General features: G+C 73.3%; 16 protein-coding genes, 1 pseudogene and 1 riboswitch. Of the genes and pseudogenes, 11 read left to right on the top strand and 6 right to left on the bottom strand.

Features of this window, described 5'->3' with window-relative positions; genetic code table 11:
- The first annotated feature begins 52 nt into the window (after window positions 1-52).
- Window positions 53-1366 carry a citrate synthase gene (locus K304_RS0109625; RefSeq protein WP_078528835.1) on the top strand — a complete coding sequence of 438 codons (1314 nt, stop codon included), beginning with the start codon at window positions 53-55 and terminating at the stop codon, window positions 1364-1366.
- 412 nt (window positions 1367-1778) lie between these two features.
- Here K304_RS0109625 and K304_RS0109630 read toward each other — a convergent pair whose 3' ends face one another.
- The 3 genes from K304_RS0109630 to K304_RS0109640 form a co-directional block, all read right to left on the bottom strand.
- Window positions 1779-1997: a heavy-metal-associated domain-containing protein gene (locus K304_RS0109630; protein WP_027763576.1), complete on the bottom strand. Its 219-nt coding sequence runs from the start codon at window positions 1995-1997 to the stop codon at window positions 1779-1781.
- Window positions 1998-2147: 150 nt separating this feature from the next.
- On the bottom strand, window positions 2148-2345 hold the full coding sequence (locus K304_RS0109635) for a helix-turn-helix transcriptional regulator (protein ID WP_027763577.1): 198 nt from the start codon (window positions 2343-2345) through the stop codon (window positions 2148-2150).
- Between the two features lie 226 nt (window positions 2346-2571).
- Window positions 2572-3474 carry a sugar phosphate isomerase/epimerase family protein gene (locus K304_RS0109640; protein WP_027763578.1) on the bottom strand — a complete coding sequence of 301 codons (903 nt, stop codon included), beginning with the start codon at window positions 3472-3474 and terminating at the stop codon, window positions 2572-2574.
- Window positions 3475-3595: 121 nt separating this feature from the next.
- Between K304_RS0109640 and iolC the strand changes: the two genes are divergently transcribed.
- The 5 genes from iolC (at window position 3596) to K304_RS28185 (ending at window position 9675) form a co-directional block, all read left to right on the top strand.
- On the top strand, window positions 3596-4609 hold the full coding sequence (gene iolC, locus K304_RS28180; protein WP_037789730.1) for a 5-dehydro-2-deoxygluconokinase: 1014 nt from the start codon (window positions 3596-3598) through the stop codon (window positions 4607-4609).
- A 74-nt stretch (window positions 4610-4683) separates the two neighbouring features.
- On the top strand, window positions 4684-5583 hold the full coding sequence (gene iolB / locus K304_RS0109650; RefSeq protein ID WP_027763579.1) for a 5-deoxy-glucuronate isomerase: 900 nt from the start codon (window positions 4684-4686) through the stop codon (window positions 5581-5583).
- Window positions 5580-7472: a 3D-(3,5/4)-trihydroxycyclohexane-1,2-dione acylhydrolase (decyclizing) gene (gene iolD / locus K304_RS0109655; RefSeq protein WP_027763580.1), complete on the top strand. Its 1893-nt coding sequence runs from the start codon at window positions 5580-5582 to the stop codon at window positions 7470-7472. Before iolB ends, iolD begins: the two co-directional genes overlap by 4 nt.
- A gap of 165 nt (window positions 7473-7637) precedes the next feature.
- Window positions 7638-8297, top strand: coding sequence for a hypothetical protein (locus K304_RS33310; protein ID WP_158687322.1), 660 nt, complete (start codon window positions 7638-7640; stop codon window positions 8295-8297).
- Window positions 8298-8322: 25 nt separating this feature from the next.
- A complete protein-coding gene (locus K304_RS28185; RefSeq protein WP_486591612.1) occupies window positions 8323-9675 on the top strand; it encodes a hypothetical protein in 1353 nt (450 codons plus the stop codon).
- A gap of 17 nt (window positions 9676-9692) precedes the next feature.
- Here K304_RS28185 and nhaA read toward each other — a convergent pair whose 3' ends face one another.
- On the bottom strand, window positions 9693-11081 hold the full coding sequence (nhaA, locus tag K304_RS0109670) for a Na+/H+ antiporter NhaA (RefSeq protein WP_037789734.1): 1389 nt from the start codon (window positions 11079-11081) through the stop codon (window positions 9693-9695).
- 295 nt (window positions 11082-11376) lie between these two features.
- Here nhaA and K304_RS0109675 point away from each other — a divergent pair, with 295 nt between their 5' ends.
- Complete coding sequence (locus K304_RS0109675; RefSeq protein ID WP_027763583.1) at window positions 11377-12483, top strand: PucR family transcriptional regulator; 1107 nt, start codon at window positions 11377-11379, stop codon at window positions 12481-12483.
- Window positions 12484-12544: 61 nt separating this feature from the next.
- On the opposite strand, the pseudogene K304_RS28190 reads toward K304_RS0109675, so the two are convergent.
- A pseudogene (locus K304_RS28190) lies at window positions 12545-13467 on the bottom strand (aminoglycoside phosphotransferase family protein).
- 581 nt (window positions 13468-14048) lie between these two features.
- Window positions 14049-14702: a LysM peptidoglycan-binding domain-containing protein gene (locus tag K304_RS0109685; protein WP_027763584.1), complete on the bottom strand. Its 654-nt coding sequence runs from the start codon at window positions 14700-14702 to the stop codon at window positions 14049-14051.
- 2 nt (window positions 14703-14704) lie between these two features.
- Window positions 14705-14862: riboswitch (cyclic di-AMP (ydaO/yuaA leader) on the bottom strand.
- Window positions 14863-15664: 802 nt separating this feature from the next.
- On the opposite strand from K304_RS0109685, the gene K304_RS0109690 reads away from it, so the two are divergent.
- The 4 genes from K304_RS0109690 to K304_RS0109705 form a co-directional block, all read left to right on the top strand.
- Window positions 15665-16267, top strand: coding sequence for a response regulator transcription factor (locus K304_RS0109690; RefSeq protein WP_027763585.1), 603 nt, complete (start codon window positions 15665-15667; stop codon window positions 16265-16267).
- A gap of 268 nt (window positions 16268-16535) precedes the next feature.
- Window positions 16536-17801 (top strand): FAD-dependent monooxygenase, encoded by a 1266-nt coding sequence (locus K304_RS0109695; RefSeq protein ID WP_486591613.1) that lies wholly within the window; start codon window positions 16536-16538, stop codon window positions 17799-17801.
- A gap of 38 nt (window positions 17802-17839) precedes the next feature.
- Window positions 17840-18703, top strand: a complete 864-nt coding sequence (locus K304_RS0109700; RefSeq protein ID WP_027763587.1) for a metallophosphoesterase family protein — start codon at window positions 17840-17842, stop codon at window positions 18701-18703.
- Window positions 18704-18751: 48 nt separating this feature from the next.
- On the top strand, window positions 18752-19301 hold a 550-nt coding region (locus K304_RS0109705; RefSeq protein ID WP_027763588.1), incomplete at its 3' end, for a carboxyl transferase domain-containing protein.

The raw sequence follows: 19301 nt of genomic DNA on the forward strand, positions 1-19301 counted from the left end.
ATGGGGGACAGTGGAGAGAGTCAGGGCACCTCGAAGAAGAGGCACGACGTCGGTGAGGGAAGACGTGAGCGAGAACCGCGATGACAACGCCGTAGTACTGCGGTACGGGGACGGCGAGTACAGCTACCCGCTGGTGGACAGCACGGTCGGCGACCGTGGCGTCGACATCGGCAAGCTGCGCGCTCAGACCGGTCTGGTGACCCTGGACTCCGGTTACGGCAACACGGCGGCCTACAAGTCCGCCATCACCTACCTCGACGGTGAGCAGGGCATCCTGCGCTACCGCGGCTACCCGATCGAGCAGCTCGCGGAGCGCGGCTCCTTCATCGAGACCGCCTACCTGCTCATCAACGGCGAGCTGCCCACCGTCGACCAGCTGGCGAACTTCAAGAACGAGATCACCCAGCACACCCTGCTGCACGAGGACGTCAAGCGCTTCTACGACGGCTTCCCGCGCGACGCCCACCCGATGGCCATGCTGTCCTCGGTGGTCAGCGCGCTGTCGACGTTCTACCAGGACAGCCACAACCCGTTCGACGAGGAGCAGCGGCACCTCTCGACGATCCGGCTGCTCGCCAAGCTCCCGACCATCGCGGCCTACGCCTTCAAGAAGGCGATCGGCCACCCGGTCGTCTACCCGAGCAACGACCTCGGCTACGTCGAGAACTTCCTGCGGATGACGTTCTCCGTCCCCGCCGCGGAGTACGAGCTGGACCCGGTCGTGGTCAGCGCCCTGGACAAGCTGCTCATCCTGCACGCGGACCACGAGCAGAACTGCTCCACCTCCACCGTCCGCCTGGTCGGCTCCTCGCAGGCGAACATGTTCGCCTCCATCTCGGCCGGCATCAACGCCCTGTGGGGCCCGCTGCACGGCGGCGCCAACCAGAGCGTGCTGGAGATGCTGGAGCGCATCCAGCGCGAGGGCGGCGACGTCGACTCCTTCATCCGCCGCGTGAAGGACAAGGAGGACGGCGTCAAGCTGATGGGCTTCGGCCACCGGGTCTACAAGAACTTCGACCCGCGCGCGAAGATCATCAAGGCGGCCGCGCACGACGTGCTGTCCGCGCTGGGCAAGAGCGACGAGCTGCTGGACATCGCGCTCAAGCTGGAGGAGCACGCGCTCGCGGACGACTACTTCGTCGAGCGCAAGCTCTACCCGAACGTGGACTTCTACACCGGCCTGATCTACCGCGCGATGGGCTTCCCGACCAGCATGTTCACCGTGCTGTTCGCCATCGGCCGGCTGCCCGGCTGGATCGCCCAGTGGCACGAGATGATCAAGGAGCCGGGCTCCCGCATCGGCCGTCCGCGGCAGATCTACACGGGTGTCGTCGAGCGCGAGTACGTCCCCGTCGAGTCCCGCTGACGCGTTCCGCGCCCCGCGCCCCGCACCGCCCTTCGAGGCCCCGGTCCCCGGACCGGGGCCTCGGCTCGTTCTGTTCGCACGCGGTGTGCGGGTCTGGCGCCGGTGGTGAAGAGCGTGCAAAAATGTGACGCAGGTCACAGCAAGAAGAGTCCAACCCTTTGCAGGGGTCGTGGGTCTAAGGGGTGTGAGTCGACACCCGGCGGAGTCGGCCCACGGTGCAACCGGACCGAAAGAGCTTTGAGCGGCCCTCCCGGAACGGATGCACCCGAAGACACCCGGCCAGGATCCCGTGGGGGGAATCCATGACCGGGACATGGAAACGCCCCGCCGGTGGGCCCGTGGGGGGACCTGCCGGCCGGGGCGTTTTCCGTTGCGTGTCACCACACGCCGCGCCGCCCGTGGGGGCGGCGTGTCAGGCGCGCCCGACCAGTTCGTAGCCGGCCTCGTCCACGGCGACGCCGATCGCCGTGTCGTCCGGCTCGGCGGCGGAGGTCACCGTCACCAGACTGCTCTTCGCGTCGGCCTGCACGGCGGTCACGCCGGCGACGCCGCCGACCTCCTCGGTGACGGCCTTCTCGCAGTGGCCGCAGCTCATGCCGGTGACCTTGTAGGTGGTCGTGACGGTGCTCATCGCAGTGCTCCTCGCCCTCGGGTCGGTACTTCTCCGGTCGTCGCTGCCTCTCAATACCCCCCAAGGGTATCGCACCGCAGGGGGTCCTCCCGGGAGGCGGGGCGGGCGGGGATTCCCCCGCCCGCCCCGCCGGTCGCGCCACCGTGCCCCTCAGCGCCGTCCCCCGCGGTTTCCCGGGCGCCGGGCCACCCACTCCCGCACGGTGTCCGCGCACCAGAACGGCCTGCCGCCCTCCACCAGGTCCGGTGGCGGCAGCAGGCCGTGCTTGCGGTACGAGCGCACGGTGTCCGGCTGGACGCCGATGTGCGCGGCGATCTCCTTGTAGGACCAGAGCCGACGGTCGGTCAATGTCCCTGCACCTCCCAGTGGCGGCGGTATTGCCCGGGCCACCCTGTGACCGGAAGGCGACCTCCGGTCACCGCCGCGAGGCCCTGTAGCCGCCCCGTGACGCGGAACGCGCGAAACGGTGACCCCGGTGACCCCCAAGGAACCGGCCGAACGGCCGTCCGCACGGCGGGCCGTGAGGCGGTGTCCGGCCGGGTGCCGCCCCGCGACTTCACACGTACGGCGGGAGTCAGGCCCCGCAGCCCCGCAGGTACCGCCGGGTGCGCAAGGCGATCGGCATCGGCTGCTCCGGCGGGCACGGGTACATGTCCTGCTCCACGATCGCGAACATGTCGACGCCCAGCTTCTGCGCCGCCGCCAGCACCGGCTCCAGCGCCGGCACGCCGTGCGGCGGCTCGCACATCACGCCCTGCCGCACTGCCGGCCCGAACGGCGTCCCGTGCGCCCGGACGTCCGCCAGCACCTCCGGGTCGACCTGCTTCAGGTGCAGGTAGCCGATGCGCTCGCCGTAGGTCTCGATCAGTTTGACGCTGTCTCCGCCGCAGTACGCGTAGTGGCCGGTGTCCAGGCACAACCCGACCAGGTCCGGGTCGGTGGCGTCGAGGAACCTCTCGACGTGCTCCTCGGTGTCGATGTGCGTGTCCGCGTGCGGGTGCACCACGATGTCCAGGCCGTACCCGTCCCTCAGTTCGCGGCCGAGGCGTTCCATGCCGGACGCCAGGTGCCGCCACTGCCCGGCGGTGAGCTCCGGCGGTTCGATCTCCCGCGCGGTCCGGTCGTCCCGCCAGAACGACGGGATCACCACCACGTGCTCCGCACCCATGGCGCGGGTCAGCTCCGCGACGCGCTGCACGTGCGCCCAGGTCTCCTCCCACACGCCGGGCCCCCGGTGCAGGGCGGTGAAGACGGTGCCGGCCGAGACGCGCAGCCCCCGCCCACCCACCTCGTCCGCCAGCCGGGCCGGATCGACCGGCAGATAGCCGTACGGACCCAGCTCGATCCACTCGTAGCCCGACGCGGCGACCTCGTCCAGGAAGCGCTGCCAGGGGACCTGCCGCGGATCGTCGGGGAACCAGACACCCCACGAGTCGGGCGCGGAGCCGACGCGCAGGCGGTCGAGGGTGACGGTCATGGAGAGGACTCCTCACGTCGCTGTCGCCTCAAACTACCCATGCCACCACCGCCCAGGTCCACAATGGGACACCGAGCCGTGTGCGATCACCCCCGTTCACCGCCACAGGAGGGCCGATTCGATGACCGCCCCGCCCGCCGACCGCTTCGACGTCGTCACCATGGGACGGATCGGCGTGGACGTCTATCCGTTGCAGGCGGGCGTGTCGCTGAGCGACGTCGAGACGTTCGGCAAGTTCCTCGGCGGCTCCCCGACGAACGTGGCCGTCGCCGCCGCCCGGCTCGGCCGCCGCACCGCCGTGGTGACCCGCACCGGACAGGACCCGTTCGGCGACTACTGCCACCGCGCCCTGACCGACTTCGGCGTCGACGACCGCTGGGTCACGCCGGTGCCCGGCCTGGCCACGCCGGTGACCTTCTGCGAGATCTTCCCGCCCGACCACTTCCCGCTGTACTTCTACCGGCAGTCCGCCCCCGACCTCCGGATCGCCGCCGGCGAACTCGACCTGGCGGGCGTCCGGGCCGCCCGCGTCTTCTGGGCCACCGGCACCGGTCTGTGCGAGGAACCGAGCCGCGAAGCCACCCTGTCCGCCCTGGCGGCCCGCGGCGGCGGAGCGGACCGGGACCCCGGGACCGTCGCCACCGTCCTCGACCTGGACTGGCGTCCCATGTTCTGGCCCGACGGCCCGCAGGCCGCCCGCCCCGTCTACCGCGCCGCCCTCGCACACGCCACCGTGGCGGTCGGGAACCTCGACGAGTGCGAGGTCGCCACCGGCGTGCGCGACCCCGCCGCCTGCGCCGACGCCCTGCTGGACGGCGGCGCCGAACTCGCCGTCGTGAAACTCGGAGGCGACGGCGTCCTCGCCGCCCACCGCGACGGCACCCGGGTGCAGGTTCCGCCGCATCCGGTGGAGGTGCTCAACGGCCTGGGCGCCGGCGACGCGTTCGGCGGCGCGCTGTGCCACGGACTGCTCGCCGGCTGGGACCTCGAGCACACCGTGCGCCGCGCCAACGCGGCCGGCGCCCTCGTCGCCTCCCGCCTCGCCTGCTCCACCGCCATGCCGACCGACGCCGAGCTGGACGACTTCCTCGGCGCACCCGACGGGAACCCGCCCGCGCGCACGCCGACCGGCTGACACCCCGACCCGGGTTCACCGCGTCCGCGCGCGGGAAGTCATCACCACGCCCCTCCCGGGGGAGGCTGAACGACATGACTTCGCACCACGGCCACCACCACCGCACCCCGGCCGACGCCGCCCCCGGCCCGTACCGGCTGGACATCACGCCCGCTGACGCCGGATGGCGGCACTCCGCGCTGCGCGTGCTGGAACTCCCGCCACGCGGCAGCCACCGCTTCGACACCGAAGACAGCGAGTGGATCGTGCTGCCGCTGTCCGGCGGCTGCGGCGTGAACGCCGACGGGGAGACCTTCCTGCTCGACGGCCGCGCGTCCCCGTTCACCGCCGTCACCGACTTCGCCTACGTGCCCCGGGACGCCCACGTCCGCATCGACAGCTCCGCCGGCGGGCGCTTCGCCCTGGCCGGCGCACGCTGCACGGAGCGGCTGCCCGCCCGCTACGGGCCCGCGTCCGGCGTCCCCGTCGAACTGCGTGGGGCCGGGAACTGCTCCCGGCAGGTCAACAACTTCGCCGCCGCCGACGTCTTCGAGGCGGACCGGCTGATCGCCGTCGAGGTCCTCACCCCTGGAGGCAACTGGTCCTCCTACCCGCCGCACAAGCACGACGAGCACCGGCCCGGAGAGGAGAGCGAACTGGAGGAGATCTACTACTTCGAAATCGCCCCGCACGACGGAACCGAGGGCGTCGGCTACCAGCGCGTCACCCCCTCGGGGCGGGGAGCCGGCACCGACGTGCTGGCCGAGGTGCGCACCGGTGACGCGGTTCTCATCCCCGACGGCTGGCACGGACCCTCCATCGCCGCCCCCGGCCACCCGATGTACTACCTCAATGTGATGGCCGGCCCCGACACGGAACGCCGGTGGCTGATCCGCGACCACCCCGACCACGCCTGGATCCGGCGGAGCTGGCGCGACCAGGAGATCGACCCGCGGCTGCCGCTGACGACCGCCCGGGAGGAGACGCCCCGATGACCCCGACCCGGCGCCTCACCGTCGCCCAGGCCCTGCTCCGCTTCCTCACCGCCCAGCACACCGAACGGGACGGCGCCCGGCAGCGCCTCGTCACCGCCTGCTGGGGCGTCTTCGGCCACGGCAACGTGGCCGGTGTCGGACAGGCGCTGCTGGAGAGCGGCGACGCCCTGCCCTATCTCCAGGGCCGCAACGAACAGGCCATGGTGCACGCGGCCGTCGGCTACGCCCGGCAGAGCGACCGGCTGCGCACCCACGCGGTCACCACCTCCATCGGCCCCGGTGCCACCAACCTCGTCACCGGCGCCGCCCTGGCCACCGTCAACCGGCTGCCGGTACTGCTGCTGCCCGGCGACGTCTTCGCCGCCCGCCCCGCAGACCCCGTGCTCCAGCAGCTCCAGGTCCCCTACGCCGGCGACGTGTCCGTCAACGACGCGCTGCGGCCGGTCTCCCGCTACTTCGACCGGATCACCCGCCCCGAGGTGCTGATCCCCGCCGCGCTGGAGGCGATGCGGGTGCTCACCGACCCGGCGGAGACCGGCGCCGTCACCCTCGCCCTGCCGCAGGACGTGCAGGCCGAGGCGTACGACTGGCCGGAGGACTTCTTCGCGCCACGCGTCTGGCGGGTGCGCCGCCCGCTCCCCGACCCCGACGCCCTCGCCGAGGCGGCGGCCGTCCTCCGCGCGGCGGAACGCCCGCTGGTCGTCGCCGGCGGCGGCGTCCGCCACAGCGGGGCCGAAGCGGCCCTCGCCGCCTTCGCCGAGGCCACCGGCATCCCCGTCGCCTCCACCCAGGCCGGGAAGGGTTCGCTGCGCCACGACCACCCCTGCGACCTCGGAGGGATCGGCCACACCGGCACCCCGAACGCCGACGCCTGCGCCCGCGAGGCCGACGTGGTGCTCGGCGTCGGCACCCGCTGGACCGACTTCACCACCGCCTCGATGACGCTCTTCCGGCAGCCGGGAGTCCGCTTCGTCAACCTCAACATCGCGCCGTGCGACGGCGGCCGGATGAGCGGACTGCCCCTCGTCGCCGACGCCCGGGCCGGACTGGAGGCCCTCGCCGGGGCGCTGGACGGCCACCGGGTGCCGGCGCGGTACGAGACGGAGTACGCAGGGGCGAAGGCCCGCTGGGACCGCCTCGTGCAGATGGCGCTGGGAGCCGAGGACGGCGGGGTGCGGCCCACCCAGGTGCAGGTCCTCGGCGCGCTCGACTCCGTCGTCGGCGACGAGGACGTGGTGATCAACGCCGCGGGGTCGCTCCCCGGCGACCTGCACAAGCTGTGGCGCACCCGCTCCCGGCAGCAGTACCACGTGGAGTACGGGTACTCCTGCATGGGTTACGAGATCCCCGCCGCCCTCGGCGTCCGCCTCGCCGCTCCCGACCGCACGGTGTGGGCGCTGGTCGGCGACGGCACGTACCTGATGATGCCGACCGAACTGGTGACCGCCGTCCAGGAGAACCTGAACATCAACGTGGTGCTGCTGCAGAACCACGGATACGCCTCCATCGGGGGCCTGTCCGAGGCCACCGGCGGCGAACGCCTCGGCACCGCCTACCGTTTCCGCGACGCCGACGGCCGCTTCACCGGCGACCCGCTGCCCGTGGACCTCGCCGCCAACGCCGCCTCGCTGGGCCTGGAGGTGCTGCGCGCCGGAACGGTCGACGAACTGCGGGCCGCGCTGCGCGCGGCGCGCGCGTCCAGCCACCCCACCTGCGTGTACGTGGAGACGCGTGCCGCCGACGCGGACCAGCGCCCCCGGGTGCGGGAGGCGCTGGCGCCGCAGGCATGGTGGGACGTGCCCGTCGCCGAGACGGCGAGCCGGCCGGCCGCGGTCGAGGCGCGCCGGGAGTACGACCGGCACGCCTCCGACCGCCGTCGGCACCTCTGACCTTCGCGGGCTCCGACCGGCGGCGCCCCGGCACGAGCATGGCGGTGCGTCAGGCGACCGGAGGCGCGAACGCGGTCCCGGCGTACGGGGGTTGCCCGCGGTCGGGGCGGGGGTGGGAGGATGCAGCGGCCCCCCGCCCGGCCCGTCGCGACAAGGTGACCGCCCATGACACCCGCCACCCCCTGCCAGACCTGCGGGAGAACCCTCAACGGAGCGCTGTGCTGCCCCGACTGCGGCACGCCGGTGGAGCCGGCCCCCTCCGCAGCGGGGCCCGGGCAGGGACCCGGGCCGCTGCCGCCCGAGGCGGACGCCCGCGACACGACGCGGATACCCGCGGGCGTGCCGCCCGTCGGCCCGGGGCCGCTGCCACCTGCGGCGCCCGCCGCACCGGTGGGCGCCGCCCGTTCCGCCGAGCCGCCCGCGGTACCGGACCGGCGTCGCCGGGGCGGGCCGTTGGCCAAGGGCGCGGCTGCGGCGGTCCTGGTGGCCGCGCTCGCGTGCGGCGGCTTCCTGGTGTTCGCGCCCGCCGGTGATCAGGCCGGGGGCACGCCCGGGCCCCGCCGCACCGAACAGCCCCGCACGGACCGCCCGAGCGACTCCGCCCCGACGCCCTCCGGCACGCCCAGCCCGCGGCTCGCCGGCTCCGACCCCCGGCCCGCGCCCTCCACCAGGACGGCGGAACCGTCCCCGCCGCCCCCGTCGCCGACGCCGCCCGCCCCGACCCCGGGCGTACCGGAACCGGCCCCCACCACTCCCCGGCCCTCGTTCTCCTGGCCCTCCACCTGGCCCACGCCCTCCCGGTGCGCGGAGATCCCCTGGTGCTGACCGGCAGGTCCTACGCTGACGCGTGATGGAGCGACCGGCCGTACCACCCCAGGACCGCCGGCGGCGCGCGCCGCGCCCGCGGCACGCCGTGCTGCTCGTGCTGCTGCCGGTGGTGGTCGTCGCGCTGGTCGTCGCGCTGCCGGGTGACGACCAGCCGGGGCGTGACGAGGCCGCGGACTGCTCCGCCGTACGGGCCGAGCGGGTGCGGCCGGACCGCAAGATCACCGAGACCTTCGCCCGCTACGGCGACGACGGCAGCCGTACGGACGACTGGACCGGCGGCGACGGCACCCGGTCCGTGCGGCTGCCGGACGGCCGCACGCTGTGGCTGTTCGCCGACACCTTCCTCGACCGTGTCCACCCGGGCGGACGCCGTGTCCCGCAGCCCGTCTGGGTGCGCAACTCGGTCGTCGTGACGTCCCCGGCCGGCCGGCCGCGCAGCACCCTCACGGGCGATCTTCCGGCCGCCGACGGCCGCCCCACCGCCCTCTTCCCCGGCACGGCCACGCCGGACGGCCGCGAGGTGTGGCGGTGGCCGGCCGACGCGGTGGTGGAGCCGCGCCGGCCCGGTTCCGGCGAGCGGGTCGTCCGGGTGCTGCTGTGGCAGCGGGAGGCGGCCGGAGCGCCGTGGCTCTTCGGCGTCCCGCGAGCGACGGAGGTGGCCACGCTGTCCCTGCCCGGCCTGCGCCTGGAGAACCTCCGCGAGGTGCACCGGCCGCCGCCCTCGTCCCCGCCGGGGGACCGCGTCCTGTGGGGCACCTCGGCGGTACGGGACGGCGGCTGGACCTACGTCTTCGGGGCCGACGAGCGGGGTACGGAGGGCGGCGGCCCGTCCCGCACCTACGTGGCGCGGGCCCCGCGCGGCAGCCTCGACGACCCGGCGGCCTGGCGCTACCGGACGGGGGCCGGCTGGTCGCCGGACGGAACGGCCGCGCGGCCCATGGACGTCGCGACGCGGCGGCCGGACACCGCGGAGGGCGGCGCAGCGCGCGGAGCGGGCAGCGCCGTGACCAACACCTACACCGTGACCCGGCACGGCGGCACGTGGCTGCTGATCAGCATGGACGCGGGCGGGCCGGACGGACGCCCCTCGCAGACGGTCGTGTCGTACTGGTCGTGCACACCGCACGGGCCGTGGCACGGGCCGGACGCGGTGACCGTCCCCGGCCTGCCGCCGGGCGGCCGGCAGGCCGGGGCGACGGCGTACAACGTGCAGGCCCACGGGGACCACGACGGGCGTGGGCTGCTGCTCTCCTACGACGTCAACGTGCTCGGCGACCCGAGCGCCGTGCAGGCGGACGTGGCCCGGTACCGGCCGCGCTTCCTGCGTGTCGGCCTCGCCCCGGAGGACGGGGGCCGACCGGACCGACCGGGCTGACCCCGGACCGGGCCGCCCTACTCCTCCTGCTCCACGCGGCGCTGGGCCTCCGCCTCCAGGCGGGCCTTGGCGGCGGCCATCGCACGGCGCTTGTACTCCGTCGGCCGGTGCTCCAGGTCCTCCGGCTGGTCGATGTCCGGTATGCCGTCGAGGTCCTCGTCCCGGATCTCGTCCTCCCACAGCTTCGCGTACTGCGCGTCGCGCAGCTTCAGCAGCACGCAGGCCAGCACCGCGGAGATCAGCGAACCGATCAGCACCGCCGCCTTCGCGTGCTCCCGGGTGGCCGCGTCGGTGAAGGCCAGCTCGGCCACCAGCAGCGACACGGTGAAGCCGATGCCGGCGAGCAGGGAGAGACCCGCCACGTCGGTCCAGGACAGGCCGGGACTGAGCTTGGCCTTCGTGAAGCGGGCCGCGACATACGTGCCGCCGAAGATGCCCAGGAACTTGCCCGCGACCAGGCCGAGGATGATCCCGAGGGCCTCCGGCTCCCGGAAGGTCTCGGCCAGCGCCGACCCGGACACGCTCACCCCCGCCGCGAAGAGGGCGAAGAAGGGCACGGCGAAGCCCGCGGACAGCGGGCGCACCAGGTGTTCGATGTGCTCGGCCGGCGACGTCTCCTCGCCGTTGCGCGGGGTGCAGCGCAGCAGCATGCCCATCGCCACACCGGCGATGGTGGCGTGGACGCCGCTGTTGTACATCAGCGCCCAGATCACCACGGCGAGAGGCACGTACACGTACCAGCCGTGGACACGCAGCTTGTGGTGCAGCAGCCAGTAGAGGACCAGGCCGGCGACCGCTCCGGCGAAGGCGAAGAGGTTCAGCGTCGAGGTGAAGAAGACGGCGATGACCAGGATGGCGCCCAGGTCGTCCGCGATCGCCAGCGTCAGCAGGAAGGCGCGGATGCCGGACGGCAGGTTGGTGCCGATCACGGCCAGCACGCCGAGCGCGAAGGCGATGTCGGTGGCCATCGGCACCGCCCAGCCGTCCAGCTGCCCGCCGCCCGCGACGTTGACCCCCACGTAGAACAGCGCGGGCACGACCATGCCGCACACGGCCGCCACGATCGGCAGCGCGGCGGCGGCGGGCCGGCGCAGCTCGCCCACCACCAGTTCGCGCTTGAGCTCGATGCCCGCGGCGAAGAAGAAGATGGTGAGGACGCCGTCCGAGGCCCAGTGGCCGACGGACAGGTCCAGGCCCAGAGCCGGGATGCCGAAGTGGAAGTCGCGGACGGTCTCGTACACGTCGCCCAGCGGACTGTTCGCCCAGACCAGTGCCACCACCGCGGCTATCAGCAGCAGGAGGCCGCCGGCCGTCTCGGTGCGCAGCGCGTCGGTGAGCAGCTTCCGTTCACGGGGGGAGGGCAGCCCGAACAGGGCTGTGGGCTGCTTGTCGGAAAAGAGGCGCATCAGGGACTCCGGAGTGCGTCTGGGCAGGGCGAAGCGCTGCCGACCAGACTTCCCGGCTCACCTGTGTGCGATCTTGACGTTGTTCCTCCACCGTATACGCATCACCCGAGGTCGGCACAGTGGTCGCCGTCACAGTCGCCGGCACCTCGGTCCCCGTCGGGCTCGCCGTCCGGGGCCGCGACGCGCCGTGCCGTGCCGGGCCCCGTCCGTGGCCCCGGAGACCCCGCTCGCCTACGCTGAGCCCCCGAACAGGGCCGGAGCACGGCCGAACGACGCCAGGGGGGCGGACGCCACGGTGCAGGACGACGCGATCTCCGACGAGTTCCTCGGTCCCTACCCGGAGCTGCTCACGGAGGTCTCCGAGACCGGCCGCCTGCCGCGCCGGGACGAACTGGACGCGTTCCGCGAACTCGGCGAACGCGCCGCCGAGCGCGGGTACGGCCTGCGGCGCCTCGCCGGTCTGTACATCGGCTCGACGCGCGCGCTCTGGGGCTCGCTGCCCGGCATCGCCCGCTCCGCGACCGGCGCCGAGCGGGCCCGTACCGGCGATGCCCTGCTCGCCGCGCTCGACGCCGCGGTCGCCGCGCTCGGCGAGGGGCACGAGCGGGCGCTGCGTTTCGCCATGCGGCAGGAGGAGGGCGAGCGCCGCGAGTTCATCGACGACCTGCTGTACGGGCGCAGCGACCTGGGCCGCCTCGCGGAACGCGCGCAGCGCTTCGGGCTGCGGCTGGCGGGCGCGCACGCGGTGGCGGTGGCGTGCGGGCCGGAGAAGTACGACGACGTGCACCCCAAGGTGCGCTGGATCGAGCGCGAGCTGCTGGGCCGGTTCGGCGAGCGGGACGTGCTGCTGTCCACCAAGGACGGCCGGCTGGTGTGCATCGCGCCCAGCACCGAGGCCACCGTGCTGGAGGCGTTCGCCGCGCACGCGCAGGCGGGCGGGCCCGCCTACGCCCCGGCCCGGCGGGTCGCGTTCGGGCGGCAGCACAGCGGCGCGAGCGGGGTGGTCCGCTCCTACGAGGAGGCGCTGAACGCCCTCGACCTCGCGGACCGCCTGGGTCTGGACGGCGTGCGGCTGCACGCGTCGGAACTCCTGGTCTTTCCGGTGCTGCTGCGCGACCGGGAGGCGATGGCCGACCTGGTCCGCACCGTGCTCGGCCCGCTGACGGAGGCGCGCGGCGGTGCCGAGCCCCTGCTCGAGACCCTGTCCGAGTGCGCCGCCGCCGGTTACGTGAACGCCGAGGCCGCGCGCCGGCTGGGCGTCAGCGTGCGCACCCTGTCGTACCGGCTGGAGCGCATCCGCAGCCTCACGGGGTACGACCCCGGCGACGCCCTGCACCGCTACACCCTGGAGACCGCCGCGATGGGTGCGCGCCTGCTGAACTGGCCCGCCGACGGGCTGTGACGAGGCCGCCTTCCCCGAAAAGCCGGGGCCGGGGCCGGGGAAGGCCCGGGAGCCGGGGTCCCTACCGCTGCGCCAGAGCCTGGGCCACGTGGTCGCCGAGCGCGGTGAGCCGGTCCAGTCCGGACGGGCCGGTGCCCGTGCGCATGCCGTGGCGGCGCCCGTGGAACGCGTCCTGGACGGCGTGCAGCTGGGCCCAGCGACGGGCCCGTTCACGGTCGAGTCCCGCGGCGTCCGCGAACACGTTCAGCGCCCTGAGCAGGGCGGTCTTCGGCACCTCGCCGGCCGTCAGGAACGTCAGGGCGCGGGACTTGAGCAGCGTCCCGGCGTCGAACGCGGGGTCCCCCGCCCAGCCCTCGGGGTCGATGGCCAGCCACGGCTCCCGGTCGGCGCGCAGGATGTTGCGCTCGTGCAGGTCGCCGTGGAACAGCGTGTCCGGCTGGTCCCGGCCGAGCTCGCGGACGGTCGCCAGGGCGGCGTCCACCAGGTGACCCGGTAGCCGCGGCTCCAGTTCCGCGGCGTCCTTGAGCAGCTGCTCCTCCCAGGCGTCGGCCCGGTCCCGCAGCCTCGGCAGGCCGGGCGGAGCCGGCGGCTGAGCCGTCCGGCGACCTCCATCACCTCGTCGCCGTCCGCGACGTCGGCCAGCGTCGAGGGGCGGGCGCGCTCGAGGAGCATCGCGCACCGGTCGTCGTCGCGTTCGTGCAGCAGGACGGCTCCACGCCCGGCCCATACCGCGAACGCGTCCGGCTCGTGGACGCGGTCGGGGTGGGGGAACGACACCTTCAGCACGCAGCGCCGCCCGGCGGGTCCGGACACCGGGAGGACCACCCCGATGCCGCCGTGCGCCGCCTCGCCGTCCGGTACGCAGTCCCACTGGTCCAGCAGGGCCTCCACGAGGCCCGGCAGGTCCGCCAGCCATCTTCTGCCGGAGGCTCCCTCGCGGTCGACGATGCTCCGCGCGAACAGCAGCGGGATTTCACGTGCCATCGGGGCAACGTACGGCCGCGCGCGGAGGGGAGGCGCTCCGTCGTCGTGGATGTAGGAGGACCACTGAGCGCCCCGCCGGGGCGGAACGGGGGGCGTGCTCGCTGGAGTCGGACGTCAACGCGCCGTGAACTTTGCCGGGTTCTGGCAATGTGCGAGTCCTGCGCTGCGTGTCACGATGAGGCCCGCAAGGCAGCCGGCACGGGGGTGCGGCGCAGGAGTCCTCGGCGCGTCAAGCGTCGGGTTTCCCTCGCCGGTCCGATCGGGCCCGCCCGCGGGAGGGGATCGGACACCGGCTGTCTGTGCAGGTGACGGGCATGGTCGCCGATACCTCCCACGGGGGTGGGGGTATCGGCGCCGCCACGCCGGAGTCACCTGCGGCCCGAGGGCGGGCCGTGCCGGGGAGATCCCCGGCACGCCCGGTCGGGGGGAGGGTGACTGCCGGGCCAGGTTGCCCGGTTCTTGCCTCGGGGGAGGAGACGGGGGGAGGAGACGGGGGAGCGGTCCGCGCCTGCGCCGGAGGGGGAGCCGGGCGGGCGCGGACCGCGGAGCCGGAAGGGTCGTGCGTGCGGCCTGACGGCGGGTCAGCGGATCACGAGCTGCTGACCGGGAAGGATGAAATCGGGGTCGTCGCCGACGACCGAGCGGTTGTCCTGGTAGATCTGCTGCCAGGTGGTGCCGTACGCGACGGCGATGGCGCCGAGGGTGTCACCCGAGCGGACGGTGTAGTCCGACCCGGTCGGCTGCACCGGTTGCACGGGCTGGGACTGCTGCTGGGGAGCCGACGGTGCCGCAGGCGCAGGCTCCGGCGCCTGCTGCTCCGGCACGCCGGTGTCGGGGGCCACCTGAGCAGGGGGAGCCCCTGCGGTCAGCCCGCCTTCGCTGCCGCAGACCGGCCAGGCACCCGGGCCCTGCATCTCCAGCAGCTTCTCGGCCACGGCGATCTGCTCCTGCTTGCTGGCCAGGTCCGCACGCGGGGCGTACTGCGTGCCGCCTGCGGCCTCCCAGCTGGACTGGGAGAACTGCAGCCCGCCGTAGTAGCCGTTGCCGGTGTTGATGCGCCAGTTTCCGCTGGACTCGCATGCGGCGACCTGTTCCCAGGTGTCGACGGAAGCGGCTCTGGCGTTCGACGCCGACATCAGCGGAAGCGCGACCGCGGCTCCCGCCGTGCTCACCAGGGCCGCGACGCGTGCGCGGGTGCTGGACAGGTGTGCCCGGTACTTGCCAGTGAACAGCATGTTCGTCTCCTCACCGACGCCTGCGAGGTGAGCTGTCGGGCTCGGGCCGGAGAGTGCCCGTCCGTCCGCTGACGCGGGCGGATACGCCCCGAGCCGCTCCCTCCTTCGGGTGCGGCGGCCTACCTGGGTCCCCCGCTCCTGCCTACGGCGCTCACGCGACGAAGTGTCCCCGGCCGCCGGCAGGATTCGGCGTGACGACCGCGGTGCCCGTCAGGCGACGAGCGATGCGACGGTAAGCACATCGCACCGGCGTGTTCAAAAACCGACATACAGGGCGTCCGGGTGTTCCGGTGTTGCGCCGAACCGGTGATTCCGCAGGTGGTGACGGTGTGTCGGACGTGCATGCCGCCCCGCGAGCGTCACTCCTCTGGAGGGAGGCCGAACGCGCCGCCGCAGGGCTTCTCCTGACGTGGCGTCGAGCCGGCCGATCGCCTGCGGGGAGCGGTTCGCCGGGACGAAGGGGCCGGACGTTCACCTTGTGAAGAGACGGAGTGTGACCGTGGAAGCGCCGGGCCGGAGTCGTGGGTGTTACAGCTGATGCTCACGTGTCGGCTACGCGTGACTAGCACACCCGAGAAGCTCAGGTCCAGCTCAAATCGACATCGGCCTTCCCGGCATAGCGGGAGGTAGACCGACATCCTGGGCGCCTTCTCTTTGTGAAGGACCATTGACCGGTCTCAAGTCGGTCTGTAACTCTACGGAACGCAGGCGGTGCGGTCGACCGCCTTGGGCATCCACCCTGGAGCAACGCCGAACGGGGGTGAACCGACAGGGGTGGAGCACGGCAGAGCGTCCGAGAGGATTCTGCTGTTCGTTTGAATTTGTGCCGACACTGGGGTTGGAGGGGTGGCACCCTCCGGGGCGTTTTCGCGGTACGGGCCAGTGTATGTTCACATTCAAGCTGGGACTTCGGCGTGCCTGGAAACCACGGGCTCACCGGGTCCACGCGGGGAGTTCAAGCAGTGACAATTCGCATCCTAGTGGCCGACGAACGTCGCCTGATCTCGGAGACCCTGGCCGAAACCCTCAAGCAGGTACGGGACTTCGACGTCGTGGAGACCGTCAACGACAGCCGGCAGATCGTCCCGGCGGTGCTGCGCGTACGTCCCACCGTCGCCGTCCTCGGCGCGACCACCACGGGTCGCGACGAGCTCCACCTCGCCGACGAACTGCGCGCCGCCGCACCCGACTGCGGCATCGCCGTCATCGCGGCCGAGCCCAGCAGAGCGGTCCTGGACCGCGCCATGGCCGGTGTCTTCAGCGTCATTCCGCACCACGCCCGTTTAACTCATCTGGTGCATGCCATCCGGGGCATCGTGGCGGGTTGTCCGACGATCGACCCGTCCCTGCTCCGTCCTCCCTCCCGCAACAGCCGCCAGTTGAACGACCGGGAGAGAGAAGTGCTGAGACTGACGGCCGGCGGAGCACCGATCAAGGAGATCGCCGCGGAGCTCTATCTGTCACCCGGCACGGTCCGCAACGTCACCTCCAGCGCCATCAAGAAGCTGGAGGGGCGCAACAGGTTCGACGCCGCCCGGATAGCGAACAGCCGCGGCTGGCTCTGACCACGCCATCGCCTCAGCCCCTCTCCTCGGTCCTCCACGTCCGGCGCCCCGCCGCGACGCACGCCCGGATGACTCCGGACGCCGCCGGTGCGCCGCTGCGGTGACGTCAGCTTGCGGCGACCCCCGGCCGGGAGGCGACCGGAACGGACGGGACGGTGACCGATGTCATGCCACACGCGACAGAAGTCAGCAGCCTCCCGGGTGGCGTTGTGCCCGCCCCACGGCGTGGACATCCTCTGTGCCTGAGATGTGGAGAGAAGGCAGAGCGGTGCGCGTTGCAGGAGTGGAGGACCGGCCGCGCATCGTTGTGGTCGGTGCCGGTATCGGCGGACTGGCACTGGCGGCCGCACTCACCGCGTCCGGTACGCGGTGCGAGGTCTTCGAGCGGGAGCGGGAGTCGGCCGGGGACGGCGCGGGTGAGGAACTCGCGCCGAACGCGGTCCGGCCTCTGCGCCGGCTCGGCCTCGGACCCGTACTGAGGGCCTGCGCCGTCCGCGTGGAAGGGACCGAGATCCGCGGATGGGACGGCCGCCCCGTCGCCCGGATCCCCCACGGCGTCCCCTGCGAACGGCTCTTCGGCGCGCCCTACTACACCGTCCGGCACACCGACCTTCGCGCCGCCCTGCGCGAAGGCGTCCCCGCCGGGGCGCTGCACACCGGCAGGACCGTGACCGGACTGACCGAGGACGCCGACGGCGTGACCCTGCACTGCGCGGACGGCGGCACGCACCGCGCCCACGCGGTCGTCGGCGCCGATGGCGCGCGGTCCGCGGTGCGCGCCGCGATCAGCCCGGAGACACCTGCGCCCAGGCCGACCGGACTCACCGTTCACCAGGGCCTGTTGCCCGTCGAACGCCTCCCTCGGGCGGTGGCGCGGGACGCCCTCGTCCGGCGCTGGCTCGGCCCCGGCGCCCATCTCGTCTGCTACCCCGTCGCCGGGGGCGCCCAGGTCGCCTTCACCGCCACCGCGCTCCGTCCGGACGACCCGGACGCGGCGGACGCCCCCAGGCCGGCCGATCAGCCGGCCGATCAGGGGACCGCGGTCGCCGAACCCAAGGATCTCGTCCAGGACTTCGGGCACTGGCGCGGCATCCCCGCGCAGCTCGCCACCGCGGCCGCCCGCGGCGCGGGAACCGTGCGACGCCTCGTCCCGCAGGAGTGGGAACCGCCGGCCCGCTGGAACACCCGGCGGACGGCGCTGCTGGGCGACGCGGCGCACCCCGCGCTGCACCTCGTCCCGCAGGGCGCCGCGCAGGCGCTGGAGGACGCCTTCGACCTCGCCGCATGCCTGGCCGGGGCGCCGCGCGACGGACTGCCCGAGGCGCTGGCCCGCTACGCGTCGTTGCGCGCGCCGCGCGTGGCCGCGGTGGAAGCAGCCGCACGCGAGGAGCGCGCGGGCCTGCTGCTGCCCGACGGGCCGGAACAGCGGGCCAGGGACCTGGCGCTGCGAGGCCGTTCCACCCTCCAGCACCTCGCCCCGCTCTACGCCTACGACACCGGCCGCCCCGGACAGGGGTACGCGACCGTCGGTTAGGGGTTGTCGCACTCCGGGGCCTGCGATGGAGTGGACGTGTGTCTGAGAACCGGCCGGGAGGGCTCTTCGCCGTCAGCGACCTGCACGTCCGTTACGCCGAGAACCGGCGGATCGTCGACGAGATCAGGCCGCAGTCGGACGCGGACTGGCTCATCGTGGCCGGAGACGTCGGCGAGACGGCGGCCGACGTGGAAGAGGCGCTGCGCACGCTGAGCCGTCGCTTCGCCAAGGTGGTGTGGACGCCGGGCAACCACGAGCTGTGGACCGTCCCCGACGATCCGCTGCAGCTGCGCGGCGAGAAGCGGTACCGGCATCTGGTCGAGATGTGCCGGGCCCTCGGCGTGGTCACGCCCGAGGACCCGTACCCGCTGTGGGAGGGCCGCGGCGGGCCCGTCGTCGTGGCTCCGCTGTTCCTGCTCTACGACTACACCTTCCGCCCGCACGGCACCGCCGACAAGACGGAGGCCCTGCGCGTCGCCGACGAGGCCGGAGTCATCTGCTCGGACGAGTTCATGCTGCACCCCGACCCGTACCCGAGCCGGGAGGCCTGGTGCCGCGCGCGCGTGGCGGCCACCGAGGCGCGCCTTGCGGAGATCCCCTCCGACCGGGACACCGTCCTGGTCAACCACTGGCCGCTGATCCGCGAACCCACACGCGTGCTGTGGCACCCGGAGTTCGCGTTGTGGTGCGGAACGACCGCCACGGCCGACTGGCACCGGCGCTTCCGGGCCCGGACCGTCGTCTACGGACACCTGCACATCCCCCGAACCATCAGCCGGGACGGGGTGCCTCACCGGGAGGTCTCCCTGGGCTACCCGCGCGAGTGGCAGCGGCGGCAGGGCGTGCCCGGCCGGCTGGTGCCCGTCCTGCCCGAGGCCGAACCCGCGCGTTCCCCTTCCTGACCCGATCCGGCTCGGGGCCGGGCCGTCGCAGAGTTGGAGTGGTGTGAGATGAGCGTCCCGCACGGCGGCACCGAGGATGCGCCGCCCGCCGCCACCACACGGCGCCTGGTCACCGAACTGGGGGCGATGCGGGCGCAGGCTCATGCCGGGCCGAGTGAGCGGGCGACGGAGGCGCAGCATGCGAAGGGCAAGCTGACGGCTCGGGAGCGGATCGATCTGCTGATGGATGCGGGGTCGTTCCGTGAGGTGGAGACGTTGCGGCGGCATCGTGCGTCGGGGTTCGGGCTGGAGGCGAAGCGGCCGTACACCGATGGTGTGGTGACGGGGTGGGGTGAGGTCGAGGGGCGGACGGTGTTCGTGTACGCCCACGATTTCCGGATCTTCGGTGGTGCGCTGGGGGAAGCGCATGCGGCGAAGATTCACAAGATCATGGATATGGCGATTGCGGCGGGTGCGCCGTTGGTGTCGTTGAACGACGGTGCGGGGGCGCGGATTCAGGAGGGTGTTTCGGCGCTGGCGGGGTATGGGGGGATTTTTCAGCGGAACACGCGGGCGTCGGGGGTGATTCCGCAGATCAGTGTGATGCTGGGGCCGTGTG

The sequence above is a fragment of the Streptomyces sp. CNS606 genome (assembly GCF_000426325.1).